The organism is Micromonospora alfalfae (assembly GCF_022230925.1).
GTDB classification, from domain to species: Bacteria; Actinomycetota; Actinomycetes; order Mycobacteriales; family Micromonosporaceae; genus Micromonospora; species Micromonospora alfalfae.
The window spans coordinates 66,588-78,195 of sequence record NZ_JAKKFH010000034.1; the positions used below are offsets into that span (position 1 = coordinate 66,588).

Consider the following 11,608-nt stretch of genomic DNA (forward strand, 5'->3'; position numbering starts at 1 on the left):
GGGTCGCCCGTCGAGGCCGACGCAACGTCGTACTCGCAGCGCCGCCCGGTACCCGGCTCGGTGCTCTGCCCGCGGCGCTGTTCGGTGCTCTGCCCGCGGCGCTGTTCGGTGCTCTGCCCGCGGCGCTGTTCGGTGCTCTGCCCGCGGCGCTGCTCAGTGCCCGGCTCGCGGCGCTGCTCGGTGGTGCGGGCGGCGGAGACGGCGAGTCGGGCCACCCGGCGGCCGTCCAACGTGAGCACCCGCAGCAGCCAGCCGGCCGGCAACTCGGCCGGATCGGGTGCGCCGACCTCGGCGGGCTCACCCGGCACCGGCACCTCGTCGCCGGTCACCGGGAGTCGGCCCAGCGCGGCCATGACGAACCCGCCCACCGTCTCGTACGGTCCGGCGGGTAGGGCCACCCCGGTCCGCTCGGCGAAGTCAGCGAGGTTGAGGCGGCCGTCCACCACCGCGGGCAGGCCCGCGTACACCGGGTCCGGGGTGGCGTCGTACTCGTCGTGGATCTCGCCGATCAACTCCTCGATGAGGTCCTCCAGGGTGACGATCCCGGCGGTGCCGCCGTACTCGTCGACGACCACCGCGAGGTGCTGACCCTCCCGGCGCATCTCGGTCAGCGCGGCGAGCACCCGTTTGCTGCCCGGGAGCCGCTTCACCTCCCGGGCCAACTCGCCGACGGTGACGCACGGGTCGGCGTCCGGGCGCAGCAGTACGTCACGGAGGTGCACGAAGCCGACCACGTCGTCGTGTGTGCCGTCGGTGACCGGGTAACGGGTGTGCGTCTCGGCGCGGACCAGTCGAGCGGCTTCGACGATGGTCAGCCGCGCCGGGAGGAAGACCACCTCGGTGCGCGGCATCATCACCTCGCGGATCAGACTGGCGCCGGCCACCAGGACCTCGTCGATGATCCGCCGCTCGTCCGGGTCGAGCACCGTGTTCGCCGCGACCAGGTCCCGCAGATCGGCCTCGGAGATGTGCTCCCGGCCGGCCGTCGGACCGGTCCCGAGCAGATCGGTGACGAGTCGGGTCGCCCCGTCTGCGGCGCGTACCAGCACCCGGGCAACGGCCCGGGCGAGCGGGCCACTGTCGCGGCGGGGATGTGCCCGCGCGTGTCGCCGGAGCCCGGTACGGGCCGCTTCCCGCATGACAGAGATGGTAGACACCGTGGGCCCACCACGCCGGGGATCAGGTGGAGCGGCGGAGAGATGTTCGGCTCTGTTTAATCATGAAAGATTATGATGGAATGGGGTTGACGGTGGCGACGGCGAGAGCGCCGACCACCGCCCTAGTGTGATCACCGAAGGGCCACGTCCCGGGCGGGCCAGGCAGGAGGCAACGACGTGAAACTGCTCGTCACCGGGGGCGCCGGCTTCATCGGGAGCGTGGTGACCCGGATGCTGCTCGACGCGGGCCACCAGGTGGTCATCCTGGACGACCTACGTACCGGCCACCGCGAGGCCCTCGCCCCGGACGCCACCCACGTGGAGGCGTCCATCCACGACGCCGCCCAGGTCATCACCGCGGACGCCGGTTTCGACGGGGTGCTGCACTTCGCCGCCCTGATCGCCGCCGGCGAGTCGATGGTCAAGCCGGAGCTGTACTGGCAGAACAACACCATCGGCACGCTCGCCCTGATCGACGCGGTCCGGGCCGCCGGGGTGCCCCGGATGGTCTTCTCCTCCACCGCCGCCGTCTACGGCAACCCCACCGAGCTGCCCATCACCGAAAACGCGGTCAAGGCACCCACCAACACGTACGGCGCCACCAAACTCGCCGTCGACATGGCACTCACCTCCGAGGCGATCGCGCACGGGCTGGCCGCCGTGTCGCTGCGCTACTTCAACGTGGCCGGCGCGCACCTCGACGGCGACATCACGCTCGGCGAGCGGCACGACCCGGAGACGCACCTGATCCCGATAGCGCTGGACGTCGCCGCCGGCCGGCGGGAGAAGCTCCAGCTCTTCGGGGACGACTACCCCACAGTGGACGGCACCTGCGTCCGCGACTACATCCACGTCGCCGACCTGGCCCGCGCGCATCTGCTGGCGTTGGACGCCGCCACCGGCAGCCAGCACCGGATCTACAACCTGGGCAACGGCAACGGCTTCACCAACCGGCAGGTGGTCGACGTGGTCCGCGAGGTCACCGGGCACCAACTGCCCGTCGAGGTCGCGCCACGCCGCGAGGGCGACCCGGCCGAGTTGGTGGCATCGTCCGCACTGGCCCGCGACGAGTTGGGCTGGGTGCCGCAGAAGCCGACACTGCACGACATGGTCGGCGATGCCTGGGCGTTCTACCGCACGCACATCCTGGGGCAGTCATGACCAACCCGAGCGGTGATGTCGCCGAGCGGGCTGCGGCTGGCTTCTCCGCGCAGTTCGGCACCGAGGCTGCCGGCCGCTGGGCAGCCCCGGGCCGGGTCAACCTGATCGGTGAGCACACCGACTACAACGAAGGCTTCGTGCTGCCGTTCGCGCTGCCGATGCGCACCGTCGTCGCGGCCGACCGGCAGGACGGGGAGCACTGGACGGTCTGGTCCGAGCTGTCCGGCGAGGCGATCACCTTCGGCGCGGACGACGTCGCCGAGCCCTGTCGAGTCACCGGCTGGGGCGCGTACGTGGCGGGTGTGGTCTGGGCGCTACGCCAGGCCGGTCACCGGGTGCCAGGCGCCCGGCTGGCGATCGCCTCCGACGTGCCGCTGGGCGCCGGGCTCTCCTCCTCGGCCGCGCTGGAGTCGGCCGTGCTGGCTGCCCTGCTCGACCTCGGCGGGCTGGAACTCGCCCCGGAACTTCAACCCCGGCTGGCGCAACGGGCGGAGAACGTCTACGTGGGCGCGCCGACCGGCATCATGGACCAGTCCGCGGCGATCCGTTGCCGCGCTGGGCACGCCCTCTTCCTGGACTGTCGCGACGAGTCGGTCGAGCACATCCCGTTCGACCTGGACGCCGACGGGCTGGCTGTGCTGGTCATCGACAGCCGGGCGCCGCACCGCCACGCCGACGGGGAGTACGCGGCCCGCCGCCGCTCGTGCGAGGCCGGGGCCAGCGCGCTCGGTGTCAGCGCGCTGCGGGACGTGGGCGTCGACCAGCTCGACGCCGCACTGGCCCGGCTCGACGACGAGGAGACCCGGCGACGGGTCCGGCACGTGGTGACCGAGGACCAGCGCGTACTGGACACTGTGGCGCTGCTCCGCGCCGGCCGGGTCCGCGACATCGGCCCGCTGCTGACCGCCTCCCACGTCTCGATGCGCGACGACTTCGAGATCACCGTGCCGGAGATCGACACTGCGGTCGAGGCAGCGTTGGCGGCCGGCGCGCTGGGTGCCCGGATGACCGGCGGCGGCTTCGGCGGCTGCGTGCTCGCGCTGATCGAGGCCGACCGTGCCGACGCGGTAGCCGCCGCCGTGACCGACGCGTACGCGCAACGAGGTTTCACCGCCCCCGGCACCGTGACGGTCCTCCCCTCCCCCGGCGCCACCCGCCTGCCCTAACCCCACCCCAGCCGGCCCCCGGTCCCCTGCCCCCACCGCCCACCCCCGCTCCGGCCGGTGATCAAGAGATTTGCGTCAGTTCGAGCCCGAATCCTGACGCAAACCTCTTGATCACCCGCTGCGGGCAGGGGGCCGGGCGAAGGCCGGGGATGGAGATCGTGCTTGTTCATGGAAGTAGTGGCCTCGCCGTTGGGCGAGGCCACTACTTCCTGGATCGTGCGCGATCTTGCCGGCGAGCGCGAGGCGGCGGGCGCGAGCCAAGCGCGCGGGCAGGGGACGGTGGGCGCGAGCCGGTGGGCGGCGTGGGCGGTTAGCTGGCTTCGACGATCATTGCGGCGCCCACAGTGCGGTTGGTCGCCTCGTCGATGATGACGAAGCCGCCGGTGGTGCGGTTACGGCGGTACTCGTCGGCCAGCAGCGGCACCGTCGTGCGCAGTCGCACCCGGCCGATCTCGTTGAGCCGCAGTTCGTCGGCCGACTCATCGCGGTGCAGGGAGTTGATGTCCAGTCGGTAGTGCAGCCCGCGCACGATGGCTCGCGCCGACCGGGTGGTGTGCTTGATCGCGTACCGTCCGCCGACCCGCAGCGGAGCCGTCTCGTCCATCCAGCAGACCATCGCCTCGATGTCCTGGGCCACCGCTGGCGCGTTGTTCGGCCGGCAGATCAGGTCACCCCGCGAGATGTCGATCTCGTCGGCCAGTCGTACCGTCACCGACATCGGCGGGAACGCCTCCGGGACCGGCCCGTCGGCGGTCTCCACGGCGGCGATCCGGCTGGTGAAGCCGGAGGGCAGCACCATCACCTCGTCGCCGGGCTTCAGCACGCCGGAGGCGACCTGGCCGGCGTAGCCGCGGTAGTCGGTGACAGTGGTGGACTGCGGACGGATCACGTACTGCACCGGGAACCGGACGTCGACAAGGTTGCGGTCGCTGGCGATGTGCACCCGCTCCAGGTGGTGCAGCAGCGACGGGCCCTCGTACCAGGGCATGTTGTCGGACCTGGTGACGATGTTGTCGCCGCGCAACGCGGAGACCGGCACCACTGTCAGGTCCGGTACGTCGAGCTTCGCCGCGAACGCTGTGAACTCGTCGGCGATCCGCTCGTAGACCTCCTGCGACCAGTCGACAAGGTCCATCTTGTTGACACAGAGGACCAGGTGCGGCACCCGCAGCAGGGAGCAGAGGAACGCGTGCCGGCGGGACTGCTCGACGAGGCCCTTGCGCGCGTCCACCAGGATCAGCGCCAGGTCCGCTGTCGACGCGCCGGTGACCATGTTGCGGGTGTACTGGATGTGGCCCGGAGTGTCGGCGATGATGAACTTGCGCCGGGGGGTGGCGAAGTACCGGTACGCCACGTCGATGGTGATGCCCTGCTCCCGCTCGGCACGCAGACCGTCGGTGAGCAACGCCAGGTTGGTGTATTCGTCACCGCGGGCCGCGCTGACCGCTTCCACGGCGGCCAACTGGTCGGTGAAGAGCGACTTGGTGTCGTAGAGCAGCCGCCCGATCAGGGTCGACTTCCCGTCGTCCACGCTGCCGGCGGTGGCGAACCGCAGCAGGTCCATCGCCCGCGCCTCGGAGGCCGGGGCCATGATCTCGGTGCTCATCAGAAGTAGCCCTCCCGCTTGCGGTCCTCCATGGCGGCCTCGCTGACCCGGTCGTCACCACGGGTGGCGCCGCGCTCGGTGATCCGGGTGGCCGCCACCTCCTCGATGACCTTCTCCACGGTGTCCGCGTCGGAACGGACCGCTGCGGTGCAGGAGGCGTCGCCGACGGTGCGGTAGCGCACCTGCGCCTTGAACCGCTCCTCACCCGCGCGGGGGCGGAAGAACTCGTTGACGGCGTAGAACATGCCGTCCCGTTCGATCACCTCGCGCTCGTGCGCGTAGTAGATCGACGGCAGTGGGATGCGTTCCCGGGCGATGTAGTGCCACACGTCCAGCTCGGTCCAGTTGGACAGCGGGAAGACCCGGATCGACTCGCCCGGGTGGTGCCGACCGTTGTAGAGCGACCACAGCTCCGGCCGCTGGTTCTTCGGGTCCCACTGACCGAACTCGTCGCGGAAGCTGAACACCCGCTCTTTCGCCCGGGCCTTCTCCTCGTCCCGGCGGGCGCCCCCGAACAGCGCGTCGAAGCGGTGCTTCTCCACCGCGTCCAGCAGCACCGGGGTCTGGATCCGGTTGCGCATGCCGTCGCCGGACTCCCGGACCATGCCGCTGGCCAGGGCCTCCGGCACGCTCGCGACCACGAGGTGCAACCCCAGTTCGGCGACCCGTTGGTCGCGGTATTCCAGGACCTCGGGGAAGTTGTGCCCGGTGTCGACGTGCATCACCGGGAAGGGGACGTTGGCGGGGGCGAACGCCTTCTGCGCGAGCCGCAGCATGACGATCGAGTCCTTGCCACCGGAGAAGAGCATCACCGGGCGTTCCATCTCGGCGACCACCTCGCGCATCACGAAGATGCTCTCCGCTTCCAAGGCGTCCAGGTGGGAGACCTGGTACGCCGCGGGGGTGGTCATGACACCGGCTCGATTCGCTCGCTCATCCGATTTCCAGACCTTTCCGGTCGGGCATGTCAAGAAAGTTCGCTCAGGCTACCCGGAATGTTTCTGCAGCGCTGCAAGCAACCGGGTGGCGAGATCCTTGCGGCAGACCAGGAGGTCGGGCAGCCGCGGATCCGCCTCGTTGTATTTCAGCGCAGAACCGTCGATCCGGGAAGCGTGCAGTCCGGTGGCCGTCGCCACAGCGATCGGGGCCGCCGAGTCCCACTCGTACTGCCCACCTGCGTGGATGTACGCGTCCACCTCGCCGGTGACCACTGCGGCGATTTTCGCTCCGGCCGAGCCCATCGGCACCAGGTGCGCCCCGACGTCCTCGGCCAGATCGGTCAGGAAGACCGGCGGCCGGCTCCGGCTCGCGGCCAGGCGGATCTTCCGCTCGCCGCCCGTCGCCGCCTCCACGGTCATCGGCGGGTACGCCGGCGGGTAGTCGGTGCCGAGTACCCGGTGCTGCGCCGGCAACCCCACCGCCCCGGCGACGAGCCCGTGCGGGCTCGGCGCGTTGCGCGCCCAGAGCGCCACGTGCACCGCCCAGTCCGAGCGGCCCTCCTCGGAGAACTCCCGGGTGCCGTCCAACGGGTCGACGATCCACACCCGGTCCGCGTTCAACCGCGACACCGCTCCGGTGTTCACCTCCGCAGCCCAGGCCAACCGCGACCCCTCGTCCTCCTCGGAGAGCACCGCGTCACCCGGACGCCACTTCGCCAACTCCGTGCGGATCAGGTCGTGCGACACCTTGTCCCCGGCCGACTTCAGCGCACCGGCGTCGGCGAAACCCATCTCCGTGCGCAGGTCGAGCAGCGCCTGCCCGGCTCGGGACGCCAACCATCGGGCGAACGCGCCATCGATCATCGGAGGACTGCTCATCTGTCCGCTCCCGTCGCCTCGCCGCACTGCCCGCACGGGCCGATCCGCCGCGACTCGCGTCGCCGGTCGCGGCACGCTGAAAGGCGCAGACTACCGGCCCGCCGTTTCCGATTCGGGTACGCCCCGCCCGGCTCAGCCGCCGTGGTAGAGGTTCTGGGTCGGCTCCACGCCCTTGGTGATCACCGACTCCACCACGTCGGCGGCCCGGTCCACCAGGAAATCCAACTCCTTGCGCTCGGCCGCGCCAAAATCCGACAGCACGTAATCCGCCGGATCCTGCCGCCCCGGTGGTCGGCCAACGCCGAACCGCACCCGGGCGTAGTCCTTGGTCCCCAACGACTTCGACATCGAGCGCAGGCCGTTGTGCCCGCCCTCGCCGCCGCCGAACTTGACCCGCACCTGGCCGAAGCCGATGTCCAGCTCGTCATGCACAGCGATCACCTGCGCCGTCGGCACCTTGTAGAACTGCGCCAACGCCGCGACCGGTCCGCCGGACAGGTTCATGTACGTCAGTGGCTTCACCAGCACCAGCTTCGGCCCACCGAACCCCAGCCGCGCCTCGGCCACCTCGGCCACCGCCCGCTTGTGCCGGCCGAAGCGGGCACCCACCCGCCCGGCCAGCAGCTCGGCCACCATGAACCCGACGTTGTGCCGGTTGCCGGCGTACTCCCGACCCGGGTTGCCCAGGCCGACCACCAGCCACGGCCCCGCCTCGTCCGTCACGACCCGTCCCTTCCGACGCCCAACGCAGCGACTCCCGATATGCCGACAGGCGCCCCCGAACTTTCGGGGACGCCTGTCGCACAGTACGAACCGATCAGGCCTCGGTGCGCGCCTCGGTCGTCTCGGCGCCCTCGGCCGGGGCGGCGTCCGCGCCCTCGGAGCCCTCGGTGGTCTCGCCGACCTCGGCCTCGGCCTCGTCGGTGGCAACCTCGACCTCGGGCAGCGTCGCCTCGAGCTGCTCGGCGGTCGGGGCGGCGGTCACCGACGCGACGGTCAGCTCCGAGTCGACGGCCAGCTCGACGCCGGTCGGCAGCGCGACATCGCCGGCGGTCACCAGGGTGCCCGCCTCCAGGCCCTCGATCGACGCCTCGAGGTGGTCCGGAACCTTGGTGGCGTCAGCGGTCACCGAGAGGGTGTCGTGGTCGTGCACGATCAGGGTGTCCCGGGCGGCCTCGCCGGTCAGCTGGACCGGGACCTCGACGGTGACCTTCTCGCCCCGGCGGACCAGGATCAGGTCGACGTGCTCGAAGGTGTCGCGGATCGGGTCACGCTGGATCGCCTTGGGCAGCGCCAGCACCTGGGTGCCGTCGGCGATGTCGATCGCGAAGAGCTGGTTGGCACCGCCCTTGCGGATCGCGGCGGCGAACTCCCGCGACGGCAGCGCGATGTGCTTGGGCTTCTCGCCGTGGCCGTACAGCACGGCGGGCACCTTGCCGGCCCGGCGGGTACGGCGGGCACCACCCTTGCCGAACTCGGTACGGGGCTCGGCGCTGATCTTTACCTCGGACACGGGGAAACTCCTGATGCTTTTCGCTGCGGCGGCTTGTCGTCTAACGGTGCTGGGGCGAGGGGCTCGCTGGGGCTCATGCGTCATGAACGACTGCCCGGAGCACCGCGTCGATGACGGTGCCTCCGTGCGGCGCTTTTCAGCGGCCCGCCGGGCACCCTCGCCGTGGCAACCGCACCAGTCTACCCGAGCTGTTTCCAGGGTTTCCGGCAGTCCCCGATCACGGCTCAGGACCGGCGCGTCGGTGGCGCTCCCACCAGCGTGCCGGCCCTGTTTCCGTCAGTTTGCCAGCCCCGCCCCCACCGGCGCGCCAAGTGGTGGGAACGGGGCTCAGGCTCAGCTCAGGCCACCGAAGAGGGTGGTCACCGAGCCGTCGTCGAAGACCTCGCGGATCGCCCGCGCCAGCAGCGGCGCGATCGACAGCACTGTGAGCTTGTCCAGCTGCTTCTCTGGCGGGAGCGGCAGGGTGTTCGTCACCACGATCTCGCTGATCGAGCTGTTCTTCAGCCGCTCGGTGGCCGGGTCGGACAGCAGCGCGTGGGTGGACGCGACAACGATCTCCGCAGCGCCCGACTCCTTGAGGATGTCGGCGGCCTTGGCGATGGTGCCCCCGGTGTCGATCATGTCGTCGACGATCAGGCAGACCCGGCCCTCCACCTCGCCGACGACCCGGTTCGCCACCACCTGGTTCGGCTTCATCGGGTCACGGGTCTTGTGGATGAACGCCAGCGGGCACCCGCCCAACCGGTCGGTCCACCGCTCGGCCACCCGCACCCGGCCCGAATCCGGTGCCACCACCGTCATCGGCCGGCCGGCGTACTTGTGCTCCACGTACTCGGCGAGGATGTCCATCGCGAAGAGGTGGTCCACGGGGCCGTCGAAGAAGCCCTGGATCTGCGCGGTGTGCAGGTCGACGGTGAGGATGCGGTTGGCGCCGGCGGTCTTCAGCAGGTCCGCCACCAGGCGGGCCGAGATCGGCTCCCGACCACGGTGCTTCTTGTCCTGGCGGGCGTACGGGTAGAACGGCAACACCACTGTGATCCGCTTGGCCGACCCCCGCTTCAGCGCGTCCACCATGATCAGGGTCTCCATGACCCAGGTGTTCACCCCGTGCGTGACGGACTGCACCACGAAGGCGTCCGAACCACGTACCGAGTCCTTGAACCGTACGAAGAGCTCGCCGTTGGCGAACTCGTACGCGTCGGCCGGCGTCGGCGCGACGCCGAGCACCTCGCCGATCTCCTTGGCCAACTCCGGAAAGCCACGTCCGGAAAAGAGCATCAGGCTTTTGCGGTTTTCGGCGACGATGCTGCCCATGGGCCCGTCTGCTCCCGTTATGTCGGCGGTACCCGACCCGGTGGTGGTGGGTCAGGGACTATTCGGTTGCAGTATCTCCCGCGCCGGATGCGCCGCCCACCGTCTCGGTCGCCCCGTGGATTGCCTCACTGTGGCTTGCGGCACCAGTCGTACCGGACGCACCCTTCGCGTCGCGGGCCCGCTGCGCCGCCTCCGCCGCGGCGGTGCCGGCGCGACGCTTGACCACCCAGCCCTCGATGTTGCGCTGACGCGCCCGGGCGACACCCATCGCCCCCGGCGGCACGTCGTCGATGATCACCGAACCAGCCGCCGTGTACGCCCCGTCGCCCACCTCGACCGGCGCCACGAACATGTTGTCCGCGCCGGTCCGCGCGTGGCTGCCGATCACCGTGCGGTGCTTGTTGACCCCGTCGTAGTTCACGAAGACCGACGCGGCGCCGATGTTGGTCTGCTCGCCGATCGTCGCGTCGCCGACGTACGTCAGGTGCGGCACCTTCGCGCCGGCGCCGATCTGCGAGTTCTTCACTTCGACGAACGTGCCGACCTTCGCCTTCTCGGCCAGCTGGGCGGCCGGCCGCAGGTACGCGTACGGCCCGACTGTTGCGCCCGCGCCCACCTCGGCACCCACGGCGTGGCTGCGGATCACCGACGCGGCGGGACCGACGATCGTGTCGATCAGGGTGACGTCCGGCCCGATCAGCGCGCCCGCGCCGACCACAGTGCCGCCGCGCAACTGGGTGTTCTGGTCGACCACCGCGTCCCGGTCCAGCGCGACAGTCACGTCGATCCAGGTGGTGGCGGGGTCGAGCAGGCTCACCCCGGTGCGCATCCACGCCTCGTTGATCCGGTCGCGCAGCAGCCGTCGCAGCGTGGCCAGCTCCACCCGGTCGTTGCAGCCCAACGTCTCGACGTGGTCCACGGCGACGTGCACCGCCACCGGCTCGCCGGCGGAACGAAGCAGACCGAAGACGTCGGTCAGGTACTCCTCGCCCTGGTCATTGTCGGTGGAGAGCTTGCCCAGCGCCTCGCGCAGCCGCACCGCGTCGAACGCGTAGATGCCGGCGTTGATCTCCCGAATCGCGCGCTGCGTCGGGTCGGCGTCGCGCTCCTCGACGATCTGCTCCAGGCGCCCGTCGGCGTCCCGGACGATCCGCCCGAGGCCGGTCGGGTCGGGCACCTCGGCGGCCAGCACGGTGGCCGCCGCGGCGGCCTCCTCGTGCGCGGTCACCAGCGCGCCCACCGTCTCGGGTCGCAGCAGGGGCACGTCACCGTTGATCACCACGACGGTGCCGGCACCGTCCGGTACGGCCTCCAGCGCGATCCGTACCGCATGCCCGGTGCCGAGTTGCTCGGCCTGGAGCACCGGGGTGGCGTCCGGGGCGACCTCGGACAGGTGCGCCCGCACCTGGTCGGCGCCGTGCCCGACCACGACAACGGTGCGGTCCGCGCCCAACGGGGCGGCGGCGCTCAGCACGTGACCGAGGAGCGTCCGACCGAGAAGGGGGTGCAGCACCTTGGGCAGTGTCGACTTCATCCGCTTGCCCTCACCGGCGGCAAGTACGACGACGGTACGGGGGTGGGGCTGGGGCACGACGTGGCTCCCGTCGGGACGGCGGACACTCTCGCGGCCATGCTAACCGCGAGGCCCGGCACGTTTCCCTCTTACCCCCACCGGACCCTAAAACGGACGTAGATGGGCAGCTCGGCCGCCAGGGTTCGAACCTGAAATACGGGTACCAAAGACCCGGGTGTTGCCAATTACACCACGGCCGATCAGCGACGTGAGCACGTCGCACGAGGGATGGACATCCCGCCGCTACACCTTAGCGCCCCGGCCGTCGGATGCCAGCGCTCATCCCTTCGCACGGCGACCG

The 11,608-nt window shown here is 70.7% G+C and carries 9 protein-coding genes, 1 tRNA gene and 1 pseudogene; 2 read left to right on the plus strand and 9 right to left on the minus strand.

Annotated features, from left to right (window positions below):
* Nucleotides 1–140 precede the first annotated feature (140 nt).
* Nucleotides 141–1,139 (minus strand): annotated as a pseudogene (locus MED01_RS25940) (hemolysin family protein); the annotation flags it as partial.
* Nucleotides 1,140–1,334: 195 nt separating this feature from the next.
* Between MED01_RS25940 and galE the strand changes: the two are divergent.
* Together galE and galK are read left to right on the plus strand one after the other, a co-directional pair.
* Nucleotides 1,335–2,318 carry a UDP-glucose 4-epimerase GalE gene (galE, locus tag MED01_RS25945; protein WP_238671156.1) on the plus strand — a complete coding sequence of 328 codons (984 nt, stop codon included), beginning with the start codon at nucleotides 1,335–1,337 and terminating at the stop codon, nucleotides 2,316–2,318.
* Entirely contained in the window at nucleotides 2,315–3,484 is a 1,170-nt protein-coding gene (galK, locus tag MED01_RS25950) for a galactokinase (RefSeq protein WP_238671157.1), read from the plus strand. The genes galE and galK overlap by 4 nt, the downstream gene beginning before the upstream one ends.
* Before the next feature lie 310 nt (nucleotides 3,485–3,794).
* Here galK and MED01_RS25955 read toward each other — a convergent pair whose 3' ends face one another.
* The 8 genes from MED01_RS25955 to MED01_RS25990 form a co-directional block, all read right to left on the minus strand.
* Nucleotides 3,795–5,090 carry a sulfate adenylyltransferase subunit 1 gene (locus tag MED01_RS25955; protein WP_238671158.1) on the minus strand — a complete coding sequence of 432 codons (1,296 nt, stop codon included), beginning with the start codon at nucleotides 5,088–5,090 and terminating at the stop codon, nucleotides 3,795–3,797.
* Nucleotides 5,090–6,001: a sulfate adenylyltransferase subunit CysD gene (gene cysD, locus MED01_RS25960; protein WP_238671159.1), complete on the minus strand. Its 912-nt coding sequence runs from the start codon at nucleotides 5,999–6,001 to the stop codon at nucleotides 5,090–5,092. The genes MED01_RS25955 and cysD overlap by 1 nt, the downstream gene beginning before the upstream one ends.
* Nucleotides 6,002–6,076: 75 nt before the next feature.
* Nucleotides 6,077–6,907, minus strand: coding sequence for a 3'(2'),5'-bisphosphate nucleotidase CysQ (locus MED01_RS25965; RefSeq protein WP_238671160.1), 831 nt, complete (start codon nucleotides 6,905–6,907; stop codon nucleotides 6,077–6,079).
* Nucleotides 6,908–7,039: 132 nt separating this feature from the next.
* Complete coding sequence (gene pth / locus MED01_RS25970; RefSeq protein ID WP_238671161.1) at nucleotides 7,040–7,630, minus strand: aminoacyl-tRNA hydrolase; 591 nt, start codon at nucleotides 7,628–7,630, stop codon at nucleotides 7,040–7,042.
* A 94-nt stretch (nucleotides 7,631–7,724) separates the two neighbouring features.
* Complete coding sequence (locus MED01_RS25975) at nucleotides 7,725–8,420, minus strand: 50S ribosomal protein L25/general stress protein Ctc (protein WP_238671162.1); 696 nt, start codon at nucleotides 8,418–8,420, stop codon at nucleotides 7,725–7,727.
* Between the two features lie 333 nt (nucleotides 8,421–8,753).
* A complete protein-coding gene (locus MED01_RS25980; protein ID WP_091394633.1) occupies nucleotides 8,754–9,734 on the minus strand; it encodes a ribose-phosphate diphosphokinase in 981 nt (326 codons plus the stop codon).
* Nucleotides 9,735–9,792: 58 nt separating this feature from the next.
* Nucleotides 9,793–11,325, minus strand: coding sequence for a bifunctional UDP-N-acetylglucosamine diphosphorylase/glucosamine-1-phosphate N-acetyltransferase GlmU (gene glmU, locus MED01_RS25985; RefSeq protein WP_308193564.1), 1,533 nt, complete (start codon nucleotides 11,323–11,325; stop codon nucleotides 9,793–9,795).
* 110 nt (nucleotides 11,326–11,435) lie between these two features.
* Nucleotides 11,436–11,507 (minus strand) — tRNA-Gln (locus MED01_RS25990).
* Nucleotides 11,508–11,608: the final 101 nt, after the last annotated feature.